Source organism: Sphingomonas sp. TX0543 (assembly GCF_048565505.1).
GTDB lineage: Bacteria > Pseudomonadota > Alphaproteobacteria > Sphingomonadales > Sphingomonadaceae > Sphingomonas.
In genome coordinates this window covers 3,503,905-3,525,559 of record NZ_JBLZUS010000002.1, presented here as the reverse complement: position 1 = coordinate 3,525,559, position 21,655 = coordinate 3,503,905, and the positions used below count along the sequence as shown (strand labels likewise).

At 61.9% G+C, this 21,655-nt stretch carries 22 protein-coding genes and 2 pseudogenes; 12 read left to right on the top strand and 12 right to left on the bottom strand.

The features are described 5' to 3' along the window. Positions 1–80: 80 nt before the first annotated feature. From ACM61V_RS17555 to ACM61V_RS17530, 6 genes and pseudogenes are all read left to right on the top strand, one after another. A pseudogene (locus ACM61V_RS17555) lies at positions 81–617 on the top strand (zincin-like metallopeptidase domain-containing protein); the annotation flags it as partial. Between the two features lie 11 nt (positions 618–628). Next, the gene (locus ACM61V_RS17550) at positions 629–1,051 is read left to right on the top strand and encodes a hypothetical protein (protein ID WP_419714229.1); all 423 of its coding nucleotides are present in this window, start codon (positions 629–631) and stop codon (positions 1,049–1,051) included. Between the two features lie 298 nt (positions 1,052–1,349). Further along, positions 1,350–2,303 (top strand): DUF2493 domain-containing protein, encoded by a 954-nt coding sequence (locus ACM61V_RS17545; protein ID WP_216313668.1) that lies wholly within the window; start codon positions 1,350–1,352, stop codon positions 2,301–2,303. A gap of 122 nt (positions 2,304–2,425) precedes the next feature. After that, on the top strand, positions 2,426–2,887 hold the full coding sequence (locus ACM61V_RS17540; RefSeq protein WP_419714228.1) for a DUF6878 family protein: 462 nt from the start codon (positions 2,426–2,428) through the stop codon (positions 2,885–2,887). A gap of 10 nt (positions 2,888–2,897) precedes the next feature. Further along, entirely contained in the window at positions 2,898–3,326 is a 429-nt protein-coding gene (locus ACM61V_RS17535) for a DUF6915 family protein (protein ID WP_216313664.1), read from the top strand. Positions 3,327–3,628: 302 nt separating this feature from the next. Then, positions 3,629–4,018, top strand: a complete 390-nt coding sequence (locus ACM61V_RS17530; protein ID WP_216313662.1) for a single-stranded DNA-binding protein — start codon at positions 3,629–3,631, stop codon at positions 4,016–4,018. Between the two features lie 115 nt (positions 4,019–4,133). On the opposite strand, the gene ACM61V_RS17525 is transcribed toward ACM61V_RS17530, so the two are convergent. Then, complete coding sequence (locus tag ACM61V_RS17525) at positions 4,134–4,364, bottom strand: DUF6437 family protein (protein ID WP_253204257.1); 231 nt, start codon at positions 4,362–4,364, stop codon at positions 4,134–4,136. A 323-nt stretch (positions 4,365–4,687) separates the two neighbouring features. Between ACM61V_RS17525 and ACM61V_RS17520 the strand changes: the two genes are divergently transcribed. After that, entirely contained in the window at positions 4,688–4,924 is a 237-nt protein-coding gene (locus tag ACM61V_RS17520; RefSeq protein WP_066120159.1) for a hypothetical protein, read from the top strand. A 102-nt stretch (positions 4,925–5,026) separates the two neighbouring features. Here the strand turns inward: ACM61V_RS17520 and ACM61V_RS17515 are convergent, their stop codons facing one another. Continuing rightward, positions 5,027–5,221: a hypothetical protein gene (locus ACM61V_RS17515; RefSeq protein ID WP_216313658.1), complete on the bottom strand. Its 195-nt coding sequence runs from the start codon at positions 5,219–5,221 to the stop codon at positions 5,027–5,029. A 439-nt stretch (positions 5,222–5,660) separates the two neighbouring features. On the opposite strand from ACM61V_RS17515, the gene ACM61V_RS17510 reads away from it, so the two are divergent. The 4 genes from ACM61V_RS17510 to ACM61V_RS17495 all read left to right on the top strand — a co-directional run bounded on the left by ACM61V_RS17510 (position 5,661) and on the right by ACM61V_RS17495 (position 11,654). Beyond that, entirely contained in the window at positions 5,661–5,993 is a 333-nt protein-coding gene (locus tag ACM61V_RS17510) for a hypothetical protein (protein WP_419714227.1), read from the top strand. Further along, a complete protein-coding gene (locus ACM61V_RS17505; RefSeq protein ID WP_419714226.1) occupies positions 5,983–8,379 on the top strand; it encodes a type IV secretion system DNA-binding domain-containing protein in 2,397 nt (798 codons plus the stop codon). Before ACM61V_RS17510 ends, ACM61V_RS17505 begins: the two co-directional genes overlap by 11 nt. A 37-nt stretch (positions 8,380–8,416) precedes the next feature. After that, complete coding sequence (gene mobF / locus ACM61V_RS17500) at positions 8,417–11,344, top strand: MobF family relaxase (RefSeq protein WP_419714225.1); 2,928 nt, start codon at positions 8,417–8,419, stop codon at positions 11,342–11,344. 70 nt (positions 11,345–11,414) lie between these two features. Then, the gene (locus ACM61V_RS17495) at positions 11,415–11,654 is read left to right on the top strand and encodes a hypothetical protein (protein ID WP_073975142.1); all 240 of its coding nucleotides are present in this window, start codon (positions 11,415–11,417) and stop codon (positions 11,652–11,654) included. Between the two features lie 87 nt (positions 11,655–11,741). On the opposite strand, the pseudogene ACM61V_RS17490 reads toward ACM61V_RS17495, so the two are convergent. From ACM61V_RS17490 to ACM61V_RS17455, 8 genes and pseudogenes are all read right to left on the bottom strand, one after another. Further along, positions 11,742–11,876: pseudogene (locus ACM61V_RS17490) on the bottom strand (DUF6961 family protein); the annotation flags it as partial. Further along, positions 11,876–12,181 carry a DUF5818 domain-containing protein gene (locus ACM61V_RS17485; protein WP_419714224.1) on the bottom strand — a complete coding sequence of 102 codons (306 nt, stop codon included), beginning with the start codon at positions 12,179–12,181 and terminating at the stop codon, positions 11,876–11,878. The pseudogene ACM61V_RS17490 and the gene ACM61V_RS17485, both read right to left, overlap by 1 nt. Continuing rightward, entirely contained in the window at positions 12,178–12,603 is a 426-nt protein-coding gene (locus tag ACM61V_RS17480) for a thermonuclease family protein (protein WP_419714282.1), read from the bottom strand. Before ACM61V_RS17480 ends, ACM61V_RS17485 begins: the two co-directional genes overlap by 4 nt. Before the next feature lie 12 nt (positions 12,604–12,615). Then, positions 12,616–13,257: a S24 family peptidase gene (locus ACM61V_RS17475; RefSeq protein ID WP_419714223.1), complete on the bottom strand. Its 642-nt coding sequence runs from the start codon at positions 13,255–13,257 to the stop codon at positions 12,616–12,618. Between the two features lie 354 nt (positions 13,258–13,611). Continuing rightward, the gene (locus tag ACM61V_RS17470) at positions 13,612–13,869 is read right to left on the bottom strand and encodes a DUF3489 domain-containing protein (protein ID WP_419714222.1); all 258 of its coding nucleotides are present in this window, start codon (positions 13,867–13,869) and stop codon (positions 13,612–13,614) included. Between the two features lie 4 nt (positions 13,870–13,873). Further along, the gene (locus tag ACM61V_RS17465) at positions 13,874–14,938 is read right to left on the bottom strand and encodes a BsuBI/PstI family type II restriction endonuclease (protein WP_419714221.1); all 1,065 of its coding nucleotides are present in this window, start codon (positions 14,936–14,938) and stop codon (positions 13,874–13,876) included. Further along, a complete protein-coding gene (locus ACM61V_RS17460) occupies positions 14,935–16,524 on the bottom strand; it encodes an HsdM family class I SAM-dependent methyltransferase (RefSeq protein ID WP_419714220.1) in 1,590 nt (529 codons plus the stop codon). Before ACM61V_RS17460 ends, ACM61V_RS17465 begins: the two co-directional genes overlap by 4 nt. A gap of 206 nt (positions 16,525–16,730) precedes the next feature. Beyond that, positions 16,731–17,060, bottom strand: a complete 330-nt coding sequence (locus ACM61V_RS17455) for a HigA family addiction module antitoxin (RefSeq protein WP_419714219.1) — start codon at positions 17,058–17,060, stop codon at positions 16,731–16,733. Between the two features lie 199 nt (positions 17,061–17,259). Here ACM61V_RS17455 and ACM61V_RS17450 point away from each other — a divergent pair, with 199 nt between their 5' ends. Continuing rightward, positions 17,260–17,490 carry a hypothetical protein gene (locus ACM61V_RS17450; RefSeq protein WP_419714218.1) on the top strand — a complete coding sequence of 77 codons (231 nt, stop codon included), beginning with the start codon at positions 17,260–17,262 and terminating at the stop codon, positions 17,488–17,490. A 4-nt stretch (positions 17,491–17,494) separates the two neighbouring features. On the opposite strand, the gene ACM61V_RS17445 is transcribed toward ACM61V_RS17450, so the two are convergent. Both ACM61V_RS17445 and ACM61V_RS17440 read right to left on the bottom strand, forming a co-directional pair. Then, positions 17,495–20,197, bottom strand: coding sequence for a conjugal transfer protein TraG N-terminal domain-containing protein (locus ACM61V_RS17445; RefSeq protein ID WP_419714217.1), 2,703 nt, complete (start codon positions 20,195–20,197; stop codon positions 17,495–17,497). Positions 20,198–20,230: 33 nt separating this feature from the next. Next, on the bottom strand, positions 20,231–21,655 hold the full coding sequence (locus ACM61V_RS17440; RefSeq protein WP_419714281.1) for a conjugal transfer protein TraH: 1,425 nt from the start codon (positions 21,653–21,655) through the stop codon (positions 20,231–20,233).

Genomic DNA, 21,655 nt, shown 5'->3' with positions numbered 1-21,655 from the left:
ATGCGCTGAAAGGTGCAAGTCCGGTTCGGAGGGGGGCCGAGGGACGTTCTCAACGAGACGCCACCCGGCCTACCCTACGTCTGCCCGAGCGCTTCCATCCGGCTGCAACGCTGGAGTTGGTCGAGCCTGAAGGGCGCGAGGCCGAGCTCGACGCCTTCTTCGCCGCCATCCCCGTCAATCTGCGCCACCAGGGTTCTGAAGCCTATTACGAACCCACTGCAGATCGCGTCACGATGCCGCCGACCAGCCTGTTTTCCGGCTTCGACCACTACTATGCCACGCTCGCCCACGAGCTGTCGCACTGGACAGGCCATGCCAGCCGCCTGGGGCGTGATCTCAAGAACCGCTTCGGCACAGCGGCCTACGCCGCTGAGGAGCTCGTCGCCGAACTCTCTAGCGCCATGCTGGGCGCTGAGCTGGGGCTGCCCGTCACGCACCTCGACAGCCACGCAAGCTACATCGAGCATTGGCTCAAGCTGCTGAAGGATGACGACCGCGCCATCCTGACGGCTGCGGCCAAGGCCGAGGAGGCGTCGACCCTGCTGCTGAAGCTTGGCGGAAGGGTCATGCCCGAACAGTTTGACGACGCGTCAGACGACGCTGCGCTCGCGGCCTGAGGGAGGGTATCATGGGCCGATCAGTCAGCTATCCCAGCAGCGCAATCGTCGCATTCACGGTTCTCGAGGTCGAAGCCGAGGACGACTGGGAATTCGAATACGATTGGCTGCTTGACGAACTGCGCGAGCGAGCCGGCCGAGCTTTCCCGTCGCTGATCCCGCATGACGGTTGGCGCGGCCGGGAGGACCGGATCCTTATGCGCAATGCCTATGCGGATTTCGGCGCATCGGTCTACGGCGGGCTAGTGGCCGTCTGGATCGTCGAACGCGATGACGGCGCCTATTGGGACGCCGATTGGCGTACGGCTCGTTCACCGCGGGCACAGCGCTGGCTGTCCCAGATCGCATCCCGCTTCGATGCCGTGTTCGGCGACTATGACTGTCTCGGGCATATGTCGAACGGAGAGGGTGTCTACACCAAGCGAGCGGCTTAAGCCGGGGCGGTACATGCATGAGGCATAGGGCGTGCCCCTGCCAATGGCTGTTCCGACCGCCCATGGCCTGGCGCCATGCGAGAGAGGCCCTGGGCCAGCCGCCAGTCTTGCGCAACCCGGCGTGGTCGGGCCCGTGTTGGCCTTTGCCCTTCGGGCTCAAGGCCTGCCCGCGCCAGCCCGCCCGCGCGGGTTCCCCCTGACGGGTGCGCAACCCTGCCTGAATGCTGGCCCTGACGGGCTCTCGCTGGCGCAGCCATGAACGGGTGCGTCGGCCTCACGTCAGTCAGGAGGACATCCCATGCACACGTCATTCGCCGACCAACTCGCCGGGCTCGATCTTGCCGGCTTCTCGATTGGACCCGCTCCCGTATCGACAAGCGATTTCCCGGTCCGGGAGGCTGTCGCCCAAACCCTCGAAGCGGTCTGGTCCGATCTCTTCGCCATGGTGTCAGGGACCGCTCTTGAAGCCGACGCCGAGGATCTCGGCTGGGCCTTCGTCAACATCTTTCACCGCTCCGCCGAGCGCAAGTCGACAGCCCTCGACCGGGCGACCGACGAGGTCCGCGCGCTTCTTGCTACGGCCGATGGATCCGAGGTCCACACCCATGAACTCGAGACCCAGGTCGAGCGGGCGCAATGCGCCGAAAGCGCGATGCTGGCGCTCGAAGAGATGCGCGAAGTTGCCGCCGCGCTCTACCTCAACGAGTTCGGTTCCTCCTGGAAACCAGTCTCCAGCTCGCGCTTCAACCACAGCGCAATGCTGACGTCCGCGCTCGTCGAAGGGCGGGATTTCCTGCGCGCCCGCGCCGAAGCCAAGCGCCGTGCGGCCGTGCCCGAAGGAACCCCGGTCGTGTTCGCTGGCGGGCGCACCCGTCATGCTACCGAAGACGATGCGCTGACCTTCGGCAACAATGTCTGGGCTACGCTCGACAAGGTCCGCGACCGCGTGCCGGACATGGTGCTCATCCACGGCGGCGACACCAAGGGCGTCGACCGTCTGGCATCGAGCTGGGCTGAACGTCGAGGCATTCCACAGGTGACGTTCTCGCTCGATATGCGGCTGGGCGCCCGTGCCGGATTCAAGCGCAACGAGCGGATGCTCTCGCTCGACCCGCGCTACGTCATCGCGTTCCCGGGCAATGGCGTGCTCGAACGCCTGGTGATCGAGGCCAAGGCTCGGCGGATCACCGTTGTCGATCGCCGCGGGCCCCTCGGCACTAATCCGAAGAACACTTCGGCCAGGACCGACTGAGACCCTTTCGGTCTTCGCGCCAGCGCCCGATCGGCGCTGGCGTCGTCCATCAGAGGAAAGGCGCGCGCCTGTCGTTGGGAGCCAGCGAATGGTCGTTGGCTCCGTTCCACAGGAGGCATTCCATGATCGATATCGAAGCCGTGATGGCCGACTTTGCCGTTCGCCAGGCCGAGCGGCAGACCCAGGTGGTCGAAGAGATTCAGCAGCTCAAGCCCGTCATTCTCCCGCGCTTGCAGGAAGCCGGCATCGTCCGCGTCGAGATCCGCTTTGACGGTTGCGGCGACAGCGGTGCGGTCGAGGAATGTATTTGCCTCGATGCAGCCGGTGCGTCGATCGCGTGCCCTGATGTTACGCTGCAGGAAGCCGGAGCACATACGGCGGATGGTGCCGGTTCCAAGGAGCTGCAGTCACTAGGGCAAGCGCTCGAGCAGTTGACCTATCTGGCGCTCGAACGTCACCACCCTGGCTGGGAGATCAACGACGGCGCCTGCGGCGAACTCGTGATCGATGTGCCTGAAGCGACCTTCCTGCTCGACTGCAGCCTGCGCTTCACCGCAACCGATGATCATTCGACCGAGCTCTAGGAGACATGGCATGGCCCACTGCTACTACCACGCCCTTTCGTCAGTCCGGAAATGGGGCGGCACCGTCGATGACTATCTCCCGCTGCATCAGTGGTTCGACGAGTCCAAGGCAATCCTGGCAGACCCTCGGCACCGCGCGCTGCGGCACCATGCCGAGGGGATATTCATGCTGGAGGCGATATTCGGCGAGACCCTCGTCAATGCCGATGGCCGGACGGTTCCGGTGCGTTTGATCGGCGAGCAGCACGTGCGCGAAGACCTGGACTGGATCCCCTCCTTTGCTGATTGGGCGCGCCTGATAACGCTGCAGGCCTGGATGCTGCGAGGCAACCGTCTGGACGGCGCTCAAGGGGTGACGATCGATATGCCTGCCCCCGGCGAAGCAGCTAGGTCCAGGAGCGTCCCATCTGCTGGAGGCGCGGTCCGTACCGTGATCTAGGAAGGTGTTCTCCGGTGGAGGGCTGGCGGGGGAATGATCCGACCAAGACCGGAGGGAAACGAGGCAGGGCAAACCTGTTCAAGGCATCCGGCTCCACCCGGCTTCGATACAAACCTGTCCCTGAATCACCCCCGTCGAGACGCGCAACCCGGATCTGGTCCGGCCGAGTTGCCGGGCTATGCCCGGCTGCCCGCACCACCCGAACCAGTTCCGGGTTCCCCTTCGGTGCGCTTCGCCGCGGGGCGCTTCTGCTCGGGTTTGCAGCCGGGATGGACCCGGAATGCTCGATCAGGAGAAAGCCCATGACCAATCTCGTTATCCTCGTTGGCCGCATCGCTCGCGACCCCGAAACCCGCACCACGGTAGGTGGAACCAGCATCACCTCGATCTCGGTTGTGACTGACCGTCCCGCCCGCAAGGATGGCAAGACCTACAAAGACGAAAACGGCTACACTGCCAAGGACAGCGAATTTCACCGGATCACCTGCTTCAACGGCCTTGGCCAGAACGTCGCCAAGTACTGCACCAAGGGCCAGCTCGTTACGGTCGAGGGGCGCATCCACTACACCCAGTGGGAGGATCAGAGCGGCACCAAGCGCTACGGCTGCGAGATCGTCGCTGACAAGGTCGACTTCCTCACCAAGGGCCGTTCGGGTGGCAACGAGGGCGCTCCCGATATCGACGAGGACTGAACGTCCTTACCCCACGACAAGGCCCCGGTGGCAGATGCCATCGGGGCCTTTTCTTTTGCTCTCGGGCGATGCGGCGGCGCGGGGCATCGAACCCCTTGCCGCCGCTGGGTTGGCCTTAAGCGGTAGCGATCCGCTTCAGCGTTTCCTCGATCCCGAGTGCCATAGAAGCACGCACGATCTGGCGCAGTTGTGCCGGTTCGATCGTCTCGGCGCCGCACTCGATCAGCAGCCTGCCGAGTTCGGTCGCTGCTTCTTCGCGAAGACGAGCTTCTTCGCTTTCGAGCCTCGCACGCTGTTCACGCAGCTTCTTCAGCGCATCGCGCGCAGTGGGTTTGGACCTGGCCATAGAGTTTCCTTCTTGCTGGCCGTTGGTCCCCTCCGCTGACGATATTGGCATTCCGGACGCATGTAGGAAAATGGTTTGTGTGGCGATTGGTGCGCTTCCCCACTGACGTTGGAGAGGTCTCTCTCGCAGAAGGACCAAGTCTGATGCGGGCTTTGGGGCTGCGTCAAGGACGACGGGGCCCCACCATTTTTACCGGGCAAGCCCGGCAAAAATCGTTGCCCCCATCGCCGCTTCGCGGCCGCTGACGCGGTCCCTGACCCAGCCCGTCACCCACATCTTTCGCAATCCCTGATGCGACGCATCGAACATCAGGAGGAAAGATCATGTACGCTTCGCTGAACATTGCCGATGCCGGTCTCAAGGCAGATCAGGCCGCCTTCGTTGCCGCACTGGATCAGGCCCATGCCCGGTCCTTTCACAGCTACTACACGCAGTATGTCCTGACCGATGACGAGGCCGGATACATCGCGGTCGATGAAGGGGACTATGGCGCCTTGCCCAAGGCCATGCTGGACAGGGTAATCGACACAGTTCCGGGCCGTCTCAGTGATGAATTCTGATCCGCCGGTTTGGGAGGAAGTCCGTCAGGGCTTCCTCCTTTCTTTTTGCTCGCAGACTGTTTCGGCATCTCTCAGCCGGGACGGGACGGCGGGTCGCAAGCTTCAGTCGGGGGTATCGGAACGGTCGAGATCGGTGAGCCGCTCCGGCTTATCCAGGACCTTCAACGCTGCGGCCTCGATTGCCTCTGCCTGCGTCGGGAAAGCCTCGGAAGAACTGATCGACACCCCGTTCGGGTAAGTGACTGTCGCCTGGAAGCCGTTGCCCTTCGGTGTCGCACTCAATGTGACTTGGCCCATGCCGTGCTTCCTTGTTGCCCGGGGTAATGCCCGCATCATAGGCATCGATCCCGTCTGTGCCTATTAGGATCCGAGGCGTCGGCCACCTGCAGAGCGACCGGCCGAACGGACATCGCAGACCGCATCATCCGTTACAGGCTCAATAGCTGGTTCCTGTCCTCGCAGCTGGGGACGGTTGAGCACACCCTACGCGACGGGTCGCAGGAAAATGGGGAAATAAACCACGAAGATACAGATATTTGTGCGGAGGATACTGGAATGGCAGCTTCTCCGTCAAAAATGACGTGCGCGAGGGAGTTACGTGGATTTGACCCAAGCAGCGCAGCGAATGGCGGAATTTCGCCGAATTCGATGTTCTTGACATGTTCTTGAATCTGACTTAGTGTCGATCCTGCCTTTCGCAGTGTGAACCGGGCTCCTGACCACAAGGAGCCCGTGCATGACACGGCCAATCTGTCTCCAGGTTTACATCTCCAGCGAGCTCAGCTCGCTGATCCGCAAGGCCGCCAAAGCCAAGGGGATCAGCATGAGCGAATGGGTTCGTGCCTTGCTCGCCAATGCCTGCGCCGAGGACGATCTTGCCTCCCGGCTCGACGCTTCAATTGATCGCATTTCCCGCCGCTCGGTGTTCCTCATGGTCGGTGTGGATGCGCTACTGGCAGGGCACCCCGACCACGCTTTGCGTGGTCGGGCACACCAGGCTTACGTGCGCAAATGCAAAGAGCTCGGCCTCACCACCGCTACCGGCGAGGGAGGTTCCGATGAAGCGTAACCTCGTCAATTTCACGCGCGGCAGCCAGCTGCTCGGACACTTCAGCTTCATGTTTGCGGCAGGTCTCAAGGGCCCCTTGATCGTTGCAGCGCTGGTGATCTCATGGACATCCTGGTGGACCATTTCGGCGGGGCTCACCGACCACGAAGTCTACCTTGTCTGGATGCGGATTTATGCCGCCATCTACGGTTTCATGGAGTTCGATCACGCCAAGCATATCACGCTGGAAACCGCTTTCGGCGCATCCATTCAGTTTCCGATTGCCCAGCTCGACCACTACCCACCGGTTGTCCATGCGTGGGAGAAGCTGACAGATCTTCTGACCAGTGCCTTGTGGCGATCGGGGGTCCTGCTGGTCCCTGCCTTTGCCGTCTTTTACTGGTTCGCCGAGCGGTTCGGTGGTCGTTCCAAGGAACGCAAACACGAGCGCGGCGCCATGCTGGTCACGCTTCCCGAGCTCGTCGATGAACTGACAAACCACAACCGGCGCGAGCGCACCCGTGAGCTCGATTCCGCTATGGGCTGGAAGTGGCGACTCAGCCTGCCGCGAGAGATCGCCCGGGTCTTTCCCTACCGGCCATCGCATATCGCCACGGTGGCCTATCCCTGGCGCCTTGAACAGAGCCACGCGATGCTCATTGGCACGACCGGCATGGGCAAGACCGTGGCGATCTCGGACATGATTGCGGAGGCAAGAGCCAAGGGCCAGCGCTGCGTGGTTTTCGATCTGACCGGTGCCTTCATCGAGCACTTCCATGCCGCCCATTGCGATATCATTTTGAACCCGCTCGATGCGCGCTGCCCCCAGTGGAGTCTCTTCGACGAATGCCGCACCGAAGGCGAATTCTGGGCCGCTGCCGATGCCCTCGTGCCCCATGACGGGGGCGGGGAAGCCCAGTTCTGGGTGATCGCTGCCCGCGCCCTGTTCGTCGAATTCTGCCTCAAGCTCGTGGCGGAGGGCAGGGCAACCAATGATGCCCTTGCCCGCGAGCTGATGACCGCGGACTTGTCGCGCGTGCATGCCATGATGCGCGGAACGATCGCCGATCCGCTGACCGCGCCGGAAGCCGCCCGCATGGCGGAGTCGATCCGGGCCGTCTTCAACGTCAACGCCAAGGCGCTCAAGCTGCTGCCGACTGCCGGACCTCGTTTCTCGGTTCGCAAATGGATTGAGGACGGGGCCGAGAGCGCCCCGAACCAGGGGTCAGTCCTGTTCATTTCGGCCCGCTATGTCGACATGAGTGTTTGCGCGCAGCTGCTCACACTCTGGCTCGACACCGCGATGAACACGCTTATGACTGGCCCACGCACGCGCGATCTCAAGTGCTGGTTCTTCGTTGATGAACTGGGCGCATTGCATCGCCTGCCAGCCCTCGAAAAGGGCTTGCAGACGGCCCGCAATTTCGGCGGCGCGATTGTCCTTGGCCTTCACGCCTATGCCAAGCTCAAAGAAGTCTACGGCGAGAACATGGCGATGACGCTGGCATCGCTGGCCCGGACGAAACTGATCCTCGGAACTGCCGACCGCGAAACGGCCACCTGGTGCTCCGACTTCATAGGACATCGCCAGGTCCGGGACATGGAGGAGGGCTATACCTACGGGTATAACAATGCCCGTGATGCGGTCAGCCTGACCCCGCGCAAGCACATTGAACCGCTCTTGCTGCCCGACCAGCTCATGAATCTGCCGCGCCTGTCAGGGTACATCAAGTTCCCCGATGGTTTCCCTGCCGCGCCCGTCAAGCTCATTCCCGTCGACCGTCCCAAGCGGGCCGAGACCTTCATCGCAAGAGTGAAGGAAGGGCCAAAGGCACGCGTCGTTGAGCCCCGGCGGCCGGCGGAGCAGTCTGAGCCATCCGCAGCATCGGCGGGCAATGAGCATCCCGCCGCGAACGACGACGGAGCAGGGAAGCCGGTCGTGCCCAAGCAGGGAGAACTTGCCCTCGACAAAGCGCCGCAATCAGAGCTGAGGCAGAAGCCCGAAGCGACCGTAAAGGATTTGCAGCGGGCCGTTGAGAGCACATCGGGCAAGACGCCGAAGCAACAGGAACGAGCAGCCCGATCCGGGAAAGAGAAGGCGGGCAGCGCCAACCGGGAGGGTTCGAACACCCGAACTGATGCAAGGCCGAGAAAGGCTGGACCCTCCGCCCGCCCGCTCCTGCCTACCGGCGAGACCACCCCGACGCAGGAGCAGCCGGCTACTCCCAAGGGTACTGCTAGAGCCGGAACAACGGACGCAAATCCGCTGCAAGAGGGCAAGCAGGATGGCCCTAAGAGCGTGCGACCCAGCGATGCAGTAGCGCGCAAGCTGATGCTCGAGGATGGGCTGCGCGAGCAGGAACCGCCGCCAATCCCGGGTCCCGACCTCGGCGACATGGAGATGTGATCATGCCGCCGATTGCCGCAGCCTCGGGGGACAAACGATGCTGTCGGTAGCCAATGTCCGCACCGCAGGCGGCGCGGCCAATTACTTTGCTGCCGACAACTACTACACGCGCGCAGACGCTGATCGCTCCGGCGAATGGCTGGGTGAAGGCGCTGCCGCCCTGGGGCTGGTTGGGGCCGTGGATGCGCGGCAGTTCGAGGCAGTCCTTAAAGGAATGCTGCCGGATGGTAGCCGGGTTGGCAGTGACAATCGGGCGCACCGGGCGGGGACCGACCTCACCTTTTCGATGCCGAAAAGCTGGTCGGTCCTTGCTCTGGTGGGCGGCGACAAAAGGATCCTCGACGCCTACGCCGCGGCTGTGCGGGAAACTCTGCGCTGGGCCGAAAAGAACCTCGCTGAGACCAGGATGGAGGTTCGCGGCCGGGAGCGTGTCGTCCAGACCGGCAACCTTGCGATCGCGCTGTTCCAGCACGACACCAACCGTAACCAGGAACCCAACGCCCACTTTCATGCCGTCATTGCCAATGTGACCCAAGGTCCGGATGGAAAATGGCGGGCGCTGCGCAACGACAAGCTCTGGCAGCACAACACCCTGCTCAATGCCATGACAATGGCCCGGTTTCGGTTGAGCGTGGAGAAGCTCGGTTACGAGGTTGGGGAGTTCGGAAAGCACGGGAATTTCGAGGCCGTCGGGGTGCCCAAGGCGGTCCGCGATGCCTTCAGTTCCCGGCGAGCTGAAATCCTGGAAGCGGCTGCCCAGATGAACTTCTCAGGGCCAGGCGTGTTCGATGCTGCAACCTTGATGACCCGGGCCGACAAGGGGCGGGTCGAAGATCGCGATGCGCTTACGCAGCAGTGGCAGGAAACGTCCGCCAGGCTTGGTTTTGATCCCGTCACGATCATTGCCAGTGCCAACGGCCGAAGTGCACAGGATCTTGGAAATGTGGCCGGCATCGGTCCAACGATGCTCGGGCTTGTCCGCCATGCTCAGGCCCTCGCAACCTCCTTTGCCGAGCGTCTGGGCCTGCGGGAAGGTGATCCTCTGATACCTGCCCGGTTGACCAATCGCAGTGTCGAGCAGGTCGCCGCAATTCATGCGGTCGCCTCGGCTGTCCGGCATCTGGGCGAGCGGGAAGCGGCATTCACGCGCACCGAGATCTACCGCACGGCACTTGGTTTTGCGCTCCCCACAACGCTTGCCGCGGTCGAGCATCGCGTCGATCAACTGCTCCGCCAGGGATATCTGGAGAAGGGCAGGGACGCAGACCGGGACCTGCTGACCACCCGCGACGCCGTCAGCCTTGAGCAGCGCATCATCGCTGGAGTCGAAAGCGGGCGCGGCGCCGCTTCGGCGATTGTCTCTCCCGACCTTGCTGGGCCCCGCCTGCAAGCCCTGTCCCAGATCAAGTACGGGCTCACCTTGAACGCCGGACAGGAAGGGGCGGGGCGCCTGCTGCTTGGATCGAACAACCGCATCGTCGCCATCCAGGGCGTTGCCGGGGCAGGCAAGAGCACGGTCCTCAAGCCCGTTGCGGACATTCTGCGGGAGGAGGACAGGGCCGTGCTCGGGCTCGCGGTGCAAAACACGCTGGTCCAGATGCTTGAACGCGATACGGGTATTCCCTCGATGACGGTGTCGCGGTTTCTCGCGCGGCACCGCGATCTTCTCGAAGGGGCCGATGCGGACCGCCTCGCCGAGGCTCGGGCCGATATGCGCGGCAGTGTCGTGCTGCTCGACGAAGCATCTATGGTCGGCAATGTCGACAAGGAAAAGCTGGTGCGCCTCGCCAACCTGCTCGAACTCGGCCGCTTTGCCAGCATCGGCGACCGCAAGCAGTTGGGTGCCGTAGATGCCGGCAAGCCGTTCGATGTGATGCAGCAGGCCGGGATCGAGACTGCGGTGATGAGCACCAATCTTCGCGCGCGCAGCGAAGGCCTGCGTGAAGCCCAACAGGCAGCGCAAGAAGGGCGCATTGAGGATGCCATGCACCATCTCGCACCCCAGGTGATCGAGGCGGGGAACGATGCTGCTGTCGAAGCCGCCGCCGCTTGGTTGTCGCTCTCGTCAGCGGCGCGCGAGGCAACCGCGATCTATGCTTCAGGCCGCAACCTGCGCAGTGCGGTGAACGATGCGGTGCAGACGGGCCTTAAAGCGAGCGGGGAACTCGGTCCTGAAACCATGCGGCTCCAGACCCTGTCGCGCGCCAATGTCACCCGCGAGGAGCTGCGATACGCGAGCACCTATAACCCCGGCATGGTGGTCGAGGTCGCGCGGCGTCAGCGCAGCCAAGGCCTTGCAGCAGGCGAGTACCGGGTGGTCGGAACTGATGTACCTCGCGAGCGGGTCACGTTGGAGAACGAGCGTGGCCGGCAGTTCGAGTTTCGTCCCGGTCAGATACGACCGCAAGGTGAACAGGATCCGCTGCGTCTGTTCGAAGTCCGGGCACTCGACATTTACACTGGTGACAAGATCCGGTGGACCGAGACCGATCACCAGCGCGGCCTGCTCAATGCCGACCAGGCCCGGATTGTCGCAGTCGACAAAGAGGCCGTCGTGGTGAAGACATCCTTGGGCGCAGAGCACAGGCTGGAGCAGGGCGACCCGATGCTCCGCCGTCTCGATCTCGCCTATGCGCTCAATGCCCATATGGCGCAGGGGCTGACCTCCGATTGCGGCATTGCGGTCATGGACAGCCGCGAGTGCAATCTGGCCAACCAGCAGACGTTTCTGGTCACGATCACACGGCTGCGCGACGGCCTCACCCTCTACGTCGACAATGCTGGCAAGCTTGAAGCGGCGGTCGAGCGCAATGCCGGTATGAAGCGCTCTGCGCTGGAAACGGTCGATCTCCTCCGCGACGCTGCGTCAAAAGGGCAGGCCAAAGATCGTGTCGATCTTGCACCGGAACGCAAGCCGCCAGAGCTTGACCGGTCGATCACCAAGCCATTCGAGATCGGCATCTAGCGACCTGCTGTCCCCATGCGTCCGCACACTGCCGGTTGACGAGAAGTTCTTTATTTGTTCTCATTGGCCCATGCCACGAATCTCCGACGATATCCTTCTCACGCACCTCGAAGTCGCGCTGGCCGTTGCGCCGGAGCGCACGCTCGTTCGTCTCAATGCCGATGATCCGCGCGCCCAGCGCAGCGCCAGGGTCGATCTCGCTCGTCATCTGGTCGAACGCATGCGCGGCTTCACCATCGAAAGCGACAGCCATGGCGGCGCAGGCGCGCAATCCTGTCTCTTTCCCGGCGATCTTTCGCCGATCGGGTGAGTGAGGCAGTGTGGTGGCCGCCGCCTATTGGAGCGGCCGGTCAGCACTTTCTGAAGTCAGCTGGACGATCCGCGCAGCTATAGCCTACCAGGTCTGAATTCCCGCGGCATCACCCGCGAGAGCAAGCGCGCCAATCTGTTCGGCGACATGAAGGGGCGCCTTTTCACCGTGTGTTTGCAGGACATGGTTGGCGCAGGCCCAGAGTTCCCAGTCGCTGAGCATCAGCCTAGCGCGTTCACGACCGCGCTAACCGTAGCGTATAGGCCATAGGCGACGAAGGCGGCGGCAAGAAGGAATTCGATGCGGAGTTTGAATGCTGTCGGACGAGGCTGGCCGGCCAGCCATATCTGTTCGCAGGTAAACCCGTTGAACCCCGAACGCTCCCCGACCACTTCGACGCGAGAGCCGATAAATTTGCGTACCTGGCGGGTGTTGTCGAGTTCCCAGGTCCCGCCACCATCGGTGCGTAGCACCGGTCCGTTTGCCGCCCGCTCGACGATGCCGGTCAGATGCGTGGTGCTGTTCACCGGCAAGCCGGGCCTTTCCAGTAGCGATCCCAGCGCAAGACAGTGCCGGTCTTGATCATGGCGCATGACAGATCGGCACCTGACGGCAGGCGGCACCAGGCAGCGGTCCTGTTTCCGCCTGCGCCCCCCTCGGAGCGGCATGTCAGTCGCGGCCCCCTTACCACCACATGACCGGTCGAGATCGTTCCGCGCGCGCCGCCCATCAGCTGTACCAGCGCATCGCGCGCGTCAATCGCCGAGGCAGCGGGGCAGGGCTGATTGGTCCGGCAGGTGCCGTCCATTTCCCGCGCAGCGATGCCGGCGATCCGAAGGTGAGGACCTTCCGCACACCAGACTGGACCGTCACCATCCCAGACGTGGGTCGGTGTGCAGGTGAATGGCTGTCCGGAGGCGACGATGGAGGCGGCAAGCAAGGCGAGTATCATATGGCTCCCTTAGAGTGCTCGTCCGAACCAGAGAACCCGCCCGACGATATTAAGAGTCCGCTTCTCGAGACCGCGCCAGCTCGGATAGGCCGGGTTGTCGCTCAGAACTGAGGCGCGCTTGCCCTGCGGTTCGAGTGCAATCCGCTTGACGCTCAGCATGTCGTCCATCCGCAGGACATAGATCCCGTCTCTCAGGCGCGCCTGGCCGTCCCCGAGATCGACCATCACTTCGTCGCCATCATGAAGGGTTGGCTCCATGGAGTCGCCATGCACGGCGATGATCGACAGGCTCGATGCCTTGCTCGCGGTAAGCCGGCGTAGCCACTTCTCGTCGAAGCCGAACTGCGCTGATTTGGCTTCCATTTCGGCCAAAGCGCCGTGGCCAGCTGATGCCTCGACATTGAGCAAAGGCACATGCACCAGTTCGACGACCGGGCAACAACGACGGGCCGGGGCGCCGAGAATCTTCTCATCGACCCCGAAAAATCGCGCGAGTACCGAGCGATCCTGCTCGTCCAGCTGCCGCGGGCTGCCGCGCCGAATGTACTGCTGGATGTAAGCGGCATTGCGCCCCAGAAGGCGCGAAACCGAGGAGTAATTCGCCCCTCGTTGCTGGATCAATTCGTCCAGGGCTCTCCGTGCGTCGTCCATGACTGCCAGTCCTATCGCGGGCACCTAGGAAAATCGATCCTAGACTCTAGGAGGCCTTCCTAGTAAGGACATAACAAGAACGCAAGCGCAAAGCGAGTCTACGGCCATGGAGCTTCTGGAGCAGATTGAGGAATATCTGGTGCAAACCCGGACGTCGCCGAGCACCTTCGGTCGGTTGGCGGTCGGGGACCCCCGCTTTGTGAAAGATTTGCGGGCCGGTCGCCGACCAAGGACTGGGACACGATTGCGCGTGCTGACGTATATATCTCCGCCGCAAGGGATAGGCGAAGGAACTGTCGTCAATAAAATTTGCCAGACATACTTGCCTCCGGCCGTCATGCCTTAACGGCTGATTTATGCAGACTTTCCTGTGAGATGGTAGCGTCTTTGGTCCTCAGAAAAATCGACGACGATACTTGATCCCGAGTTGCGGAGAGTCGCCAAGGCCGAATGCACTGTATTTGCTTTCCAGCCGGTTTCCTCAACAAGTTCGCGGATTGTCGCCCCACTAGCTCGCATCAGCATGCCGACCAACAGCGCCTGCTTAGTTCCTGCCCGGGGCAAGCGCTGCGGCTTGTCACTTCTGCTTTCCGTAACGTGCGTACTAGCCACGCTGTCAAATGCCCTCGATCTGCACAGGTTTGGCGCTGAAAACCATTAGGTTGTCCGGCTCGGATGCAAACCAAGCATAGCTTCCCCAAGCCAGACTGCTGACGGTCTTGCGAAATGTGGCAGTGTCGCGATCAAGATAGGCAGTGACGAAGGCAACATGCTCCGCAGGGAATCCGGCCCCTCGTGCGATTTCCAACAGCGCCGTTTTGCGCGCGTCATTCACCGGTCCATCAGTATGCACGACCTCGATGAACACAAGCAGAGGATGAACTGGCCCCAAATCGACGAGCACGATATCGGGCAGACTCTTGTCGGCCGGTATTGTTAGACCGATTGCCTTGGCCAACTCGTCATCCCGCGCGACTACTTTGTTGCCGCTTTCGCTTAACGTGATCACACCAGGCTTTTGCAGAAACTTTGGTGCAAAGACCTCAATCACTGCCTTGGAAATATCGGCGCTCGGTCCGGTCGCCATGCGGCGGGTTTCACCGTTGGGAAACGTGACCAGCTCGTAAGTGCCGCCGGCGGCAGCCCCTTTGCGCACGATCGCGATGCGCGCGAGCGCTCCCGCATTGAGGTGCTTTTCGCGCCAAGCGGCCGACTTGGCTATGAAGGTCGCTTCGTCGAGATTGGGTGACAATAGCTCCGCGAACTCGGCTTGTAGGGCATACCGCCCTGCCGACGATGTGGTGGCTACCGGCCGATCGATGACGGCGCCATTTTGGAGCAGAGCATAGCGGATTGTATCGTCTCGGATCGATTCCCGCGTGTTGACCGCATACCATCGATCAGGAATGTTCAAGCCTTTGCTGGATTTCATCGACACGGGCACCCAAGCTGCGCGGTCATCGTCACCGGTCAGCGCCGCCTGCGCGTCCGTCATCCGCGTCACCTGATCGGGCCGGAGCCAAACTCCGTTTCCTTCCACAGCACCGACGTAGAGCATCACAAAAATGGTCTTGGCCGCAATTTCCCAGATCGAATGCTCGCGGTTCGCCGAACCTTCGGGGAATACTTCCGGTAAGCGCCCGTGGATTTCCTTCCATGGTAGGAGCGGCGGAAACATCATGCTTTAAGGCCATAGAGGCCGCGCAGGGCCTTTTCGATTTTCGCACGCGGCGCGTCCTTTGCGACAAGTCGCTCAATTTCTGCCATGGCCGAGGCAGGCGGTAGCGGGATGGCCTCCAATTCAAACGCCGACACGGCGACGCTCCCGCTGATGCAACGGAACACCTGATCGACCACATCGCTGTTGAGTACGGTGGCGACGGTAGCGGGGGACACTTTCGGCTTTCCGATCGCGCGCACCATGTTCAGGTGGTTTTCGACAATTACTCCGCCGTGCACTTCGATGAAGGCTTGCGGCAGTTCGGCGGAAATCAGACGTCGTGCCTGCTCCTTCGCTGTAGTACGCTGAACGAGCACGCACCCCTGATTTACGATAAGCCAGTCATCCCCAGTTTCCGTCTTGAAGTAGGGTGCATGGTTCTTCTTCTGAGCACGGAAAACGAAACGCCCGTCAGCTGTCACCGCCTCGGCCCAGATCAGGGGAAGAAGTCCACGCGCTGCACGAGCGCGCATCTGCGGTTTAAACCTGTTCCACACGAGCGGGCCGGTTGAAACTCCATATCCCCAATCTGATAAGCGCGAGGCCATGGCCTCTGCCGCCTTGATGAGCCCGACGTGTCCTGGTTCGCGCGGCGCTAGCCACGGCGCGCTAGCGTCCCCCGGCAAGCCGACCTTCCCATTCTTATTCAGGCGCGCCTCGCGCTCATTATCAACATTAAGATAATGGACCTGGAAACGATCGCGCTTTCCGCCCTTGCGGTACAGCGCGAGGAGGGTTTCCTGAAGCACGTCCTCGAAGACACCACGACGCGCATGCACGAAATCAATCGCGACTGGTGGAGCCTCATCTGCGAGAAGCTGGCGCAAAGCAGTATAATACTGCCCCCCCAGCACACTTGTGGGCGTCAAGTAAGCAATAACACCGCCTGGTCGCGTCCACCGCAGGGCAACGTCTGTGAACACCCCGTATAGGTTGGCATGGCCGTAGAGGCTCCGTGCAAAGCGCGTGCGTTGCGCGGCCGAGAGGGTCACGCGTCCATAAGGCGGATTGCCGATCACCAAGTCATATTTGGCCGACGGCGTTTCTTCGAGCGTGTCACAGACTTTCACGAAGACCGGCGAAGCGCGGCCGCACGCCATGCTGAGATCAGAGAGGAAGATTTCGAGTGCGGCCTGTGACAGAGACGCCGCATGCGGATCAAGTTCTAGGCCCGCAAGACGTGTGCCGAGATGGGCAAGGATGAAGGCAGGCTCGCTGCCTTCAAGCGCCATGCGCATGCGTGCGGCGACTTCCAACAGGAAGGCGCCCCCACCGCTCGCCGGATCGAGCACGCGCGCACTTGACCAGTCAACGCCGCCTTCTGTGGCGAGATCTAGCAAGCGCTGGGTCAGTGCCGGGGGCGTATAAAATGCCCCGAGGGCGCTGCGCTCCCTTCCAGGCAATAGGGTCGTGTAGAGACTGGTTAGGAAGTGGCTGCCTTCGAGGATCGGCAACATTGCCGCCTCGCGCCCGATGGATGTAGCCAGCTGACGCGCGGTTGCGTCGAGCTTCCCACGCACCGTTACAAAGGGAGAACTGAGGGTCAATTGAGGTGCCACACAGTCAGCAAAGGCTTCAATCGCAGCCCGCGCGAAAAGGGCTGCTTGGCTGGTGCGGCGTGTCTCCGGGATTGTTTCCGCCCAAGCCCGTGACATGACACGCGCGCGCGCCAGTTCGACGCGCTTGGAGTCGATGGCAGCGGCTACGCTGGACGCCGTGGGCTTTTTCAGCCGTGCGGCTGATCTCGAATTCGTCATATGATCCCCCCTGGTCGCGCCCCATCTGCTTTTTGTTTGAATGGCGCTACTTGGATTTTGTCGGCGCGCTTGCGGACTTCCGCAATGTCATAGCTGGTCTGCATGTGCATCAACTGCTCAATAGGCACGCGAAACGCCTTTTCTATGCGCACAGCCATTTGAGGCGTTAGATCCGCGCGACCGTTGAGCAAGGCCGACAGCGCTGGACGAGTCACTCCAAGCACTTGGGCTGCCTCTGTTACCGACAAGCCGTTGGCTTCCACTATCTCACTCTTCAAGAAGCTGCCGGGATGGCTGGGCATAAGCAGGCTGGTTTCACTTCGCATACATCAATCTCGATCAGCGCCGGGTTATGCCAGCGTGCCCTGTAAAGAGACGCTTTACAAGCGGTTTTTGTTACCATTTCGTTCTCCGTGTCAATGCATTCGTGATTCGAACCTTGAGGAGAGGCTGCGCTCTCTCCGCTGCGGGGCAGATTTCCCTGTTCCCTGACCTCGTTTATGCTATGTTCTAAAGGGATCCGAGATGAACGCTATCATGACGAAATTCGACATTGAAGGCACCGAGGCGCGGGGAACTCGCAAGTGGGAAGGGTTGTCTGAAGTCGATCAGGCGATCCGCGATAATCGCCTGATGGAATATCGGATCAAGAAGTCATGGGCTGATCCGTGGTCGCAAGCCTTGACGGTTGCAGTCCTCCTGTTACTCGCGATCTTCGTCGGCTTTGTGCTCTATTGGGATGTCTTGAAGGGCTGACGCTTCACCACTCTTTGACATCATCGGCAGCCTCAGCGCTTGCGCCCTGTGCTCCCTTGGTGATGGCATCCAGGCGTCCTCTTGATCCGCTGATCTTCTCGCGACCGGCAGACTGAGCTCCCAGAACCTCACCACGGATATTGCCGACGCCCACTTGCGGCACTGTGACAGAGTTCCCTCTGCCAGTCTGCGCGCGCCCGCGTACCAATCCGGCGCCAGAGAAAGCCGGACGGGACACGGCCTGTCCGGGGGCGAGTACCAGGCGATCGTTGCTCCCGTTGCGAAGCTGCTCGGCATAACTTTCAATGAACTTTGCCTGCAATGCCTGGCCTTCCGGACTAAGCTGGAAAGTGACGTCGTCGAACCGAGCGTTGCCATAATAATCGCGGTTGCTTTCGATCTCGGCGAGACCCCATTCTCGGTAGGATTGGGACAGATTGAGATTTGCTGCGGCGCTGTTTCCCTCGAAGAACGACGCTTGGCTCTCAAGGCGGTTGGCAAGTTCCTCGGCCCGGCGGGCTTCGATTGTGAAGCTCTGTGCTTCCGTCAGAGATGCGTTCATGCCGCTCGCGGTGCTCGAGATCGACGAGCTTGATGAGGTACTGACTGAGCGAACGAACCCATCGCGGGTGCTCGACCAATTGCGGCTGTTAGCCATCTGGGACAGGCTCCCGAAGATGCGCGAACGGTCTTCCGAAGCGATCCCGATGTCGCTATCGGTCCAAGCTTGGTTTCGACCACCCTTGGCTCCGATGTTCGCCGATGCCACTCCGTTCGTGATGCCGGCACTTGCGCCTGCCTCGCCATTCAGAAACCAGGAAACGGTGATGTCATCGGCGGCCCTGCGCGACAGTCCGAATTGCCGCTGCAGACTGGTCGATGCTTGATCGACCTCGCTGAATGCGGTCTGGATGCTGTCGGAGTTCGAGGTGCCGGTCGCGCTCTCGAAGGATGCGCCTCGGCTGAACTGGTCCCTGAGCTCACGGAACTTCGTCACGGCGCTGGTCGTCGATTCCGTGGCGACATTGGCATAGGTCTCGCTGTTGGCGCGGGCTTGTGACGCCATGGTCGAAAGCCGCGATGTGAACTCCTGGCCCAGCGTCGGGGTGAAGGGATAACTGGAGTTCGGGATCTGGTCGTAGCTGCCATCCGGGAAGCTCGTGGTCATCGAGCCGGTGTCGCTGAAGGTTCGCGTCTGCGGCGCGCCATAGGTGAAGCTTGGGGCAATAGTGCCTTGGGCGAACTGACGGGTGAGAACGCTCGCGTTTTCGAAGCTGGTGTTGCCGAGTGACACGTTGCCGGTGCTCGCCTCTCGGGCTGCTTCTTCGGCCGCGTTCTGGCTTGGGTTGAGGTAGCTCGTCGCGTTGTGTGAGATTGCCATGGCGCCCTTCGCCACACCGCCGGCCAGGAACGGCACCGAGGCGATGAGGTAGCCTGCTAGCAGACCGATATCGCTGTTCACGTCTGCCATGCCGGTAAAGCTCGCAAGGCTGAGACCGTTGCTGCCCGTGACCGCGCTCATGTCAGCCGCACCCTTGTACATCAGCATCATGTGGAGGATCACGAACAGCGGCCCCCAAGCCGCGAGATAGAAGAAGCCTGTCACATAGCCCTTGAGTGCGACAGGGCCCGTCTTGGGGAGCAGGAATAGAGGAAACAGGACCGGGAAGAGGGCGTAGAAAAGCACCGTCAGCACGACGTTCAGGAGCGGGACCCACTTCATCGCGTTGCTCGCAATCGAACCATAGGTCCGCTCGGTCTGAATGTCGGCTCGGGTCTGGGCGTAGACGTCGACATTGCCCGCGCCGCTGCCGCCGGACATCGAGTGCATGGCCTGGCTCATCGCATTGATCGTCAGCGTCTGCTTGAAGATCTCGGTCGCGTTGGCCGAGACCCCGGTCAGGTACTGATAGGCGACCGGCAGATCGGCGAAGAGCTTCGCTTTGGCCAGCGCGGCCGTCTGGTTGGGGTAGAGCTGTCGGCCGAATACCGAACCCATCGCATCGACCAGTCCGGCCCACTGCGCATTGAGCGTGTCGTAAGCCTCGCGGCAAGTCACGATGTTCGAGCTCACCTCGCTAGTGGTCGCATCGCGGGTCAGGAACCGTTGCGCGCGAGCCTGGCTGCCCGGGGCTATCGTCGCCCAGATGTCGCCCGTCTCCGCCAGCTCCTTCATCGAGTAGCGGCCGAGCAAGACATCGTAGAACACGCACTGCCGGAAATGCTCATCGAGATTGGCGGCGAACTCGGGATCGGAAATCCGCAACGACCGGGTCGCATCGTAGAGCCGCGCGCCGTAGATCATGCCGTTCTTTGAATAGTTGAGATCGCCAGGCAGGCCGAACACCACCTCGGCCGAGCCCGTCAAATAATCGCCGACCTGGCTGGTAAAGCTCGCCATGAGAGCCAGGCCCAGCGGCACATTGCTGACATTGGCCGGCGCAAGGCTCGGGTTGAGCCGGTCGGTCACATGGACATCGAGCCGCGGCACCATCAGGCAGGAGTAGATGAGCGTGGCGCCCAGGAACCAGTTGATCCACGCCCGCCAGTCCTGGTTGAATGCCAGTGTCAAGGCGGAAAGGCCAAGACCCATCACCATGACCACCTGGAGCAGGCTTTTGTAGCCGCCGTTGCCGGTCCAGGCAGCGACTGCCTGGAAGACGTTGACCAGATAGTCGCCGCCGCCGACCGTGAAAATCTCGACCATGTCTATTGTCCCGCTTGGATGTGGTTGGCCCGGTCAGTGGGTGAGGGCGCGGCTTTGGACGCCGCGCGACCAGTCGAGCGATGCGGCCATGCCGGGAGACATTGAGGCAGCCAGCACGTTCTCGATGAACGCCGTCTTCTCGATGATCTGCAGCACCGCATTGACCTTGAGATGCGTGTTGGCCTGCCGATCAGCCAGCGCCTGACGCACGACATTGACCTGGCTCTGCCACATCGCGATCTTCGCTTCGTCGGCCCCAATGAAGCTCGACATTGAGCGGCCAGCCTCGCTGACAATGCGGTCGAGCACGGCAAACAGCAGGTCGACACTGGCGATCTCGGCCAGGGTCTCGCGGTCGTCGGTCGGCATGCCGCGGCCATAGGCCGCCTGGACGGTCAGGATCTTGTAGAGCGGGATCGATGCGACCTGCAGCAGTTCCTTCTGCTCTTCGGTGATCGCCGTATCATCGCGGATCGCCTGAACCATCCCGCCAATGAGCGCCGCGACGCGCGGCCGCAGCGCTTTCGATGCGGGCAGGCTCAGCGACTTGAAACCTGGGTTGAGGCACTTCTCCGTCTCGTCGCAGTCGAAAATGAGGACGTTGCCGTTCGTGGTGCCATCCAGCAACGAGGTCACAAGCGTCGACGAGGCTTCGCCAACGATCGGCACGAACTTGCCCGGTTCATCGTCCTTGGGCGGCACGTAGATGATCGTGCCCAACAGCGTCATGGCATATTCGGCGAGCTCTTCGTCGAAGCGGCCTCCGGGCGAGAAGAACGCCGACTTCTTGAGGATCGTCCAGGTGTAGTTTCGCGGCACACCGGGATTGACGTCGTCATACTTGCCCGACCCTTGCGCAGTCGTGCTCGAACGCTGCCCCCTTGTGCCGCAGCCGTGCTTGGCTGCGGCATAGTCGGTGAAAATGCCCTCGGAGTTGCCGATAGCTTCGCAGACCGCCTTGTCGGCAAGGTCGCCCTTCGGCCAGATCCCGCCTACCAATCCTTGTGCCATCTCGCAGGAATTGATGTTGAGGTTGTTCATGAGCTGAGCCTTCTGGCTGAACTCCTGCATGATCTTCGAGCATTCCGGGCAGACCGTGTCGATCGCCAGGCTGAAGGCGAAGCCGACGGCATTGTTGGCGACCGCCTTCAGCATCGCCACGATCTCGCTCGCGTTGATGAAGCTGAAGGACCCCGCGAAAATGTCGATACCGCCGCATCCAGCTCGGGCGCGCGGCAGCTGCAGGTTGGCAATGTTGGTCGTCTTTTGCGGGAAGCGCGTCCAGACATTGCCGAGGCTGTAATAGCCGGCCGATTGCCCCTGAAACGCGGTCGGCCCGTTGACGTTGGCTGCGCCGCCGACGTCGTTCAGAAACGAGTCCATCGAACTGCCGACGTCGGCCGATGCACTGGTGAGGGGAAGGGTAGCTGCAAGGATCGCAGCGACGGCTCTTTTCAT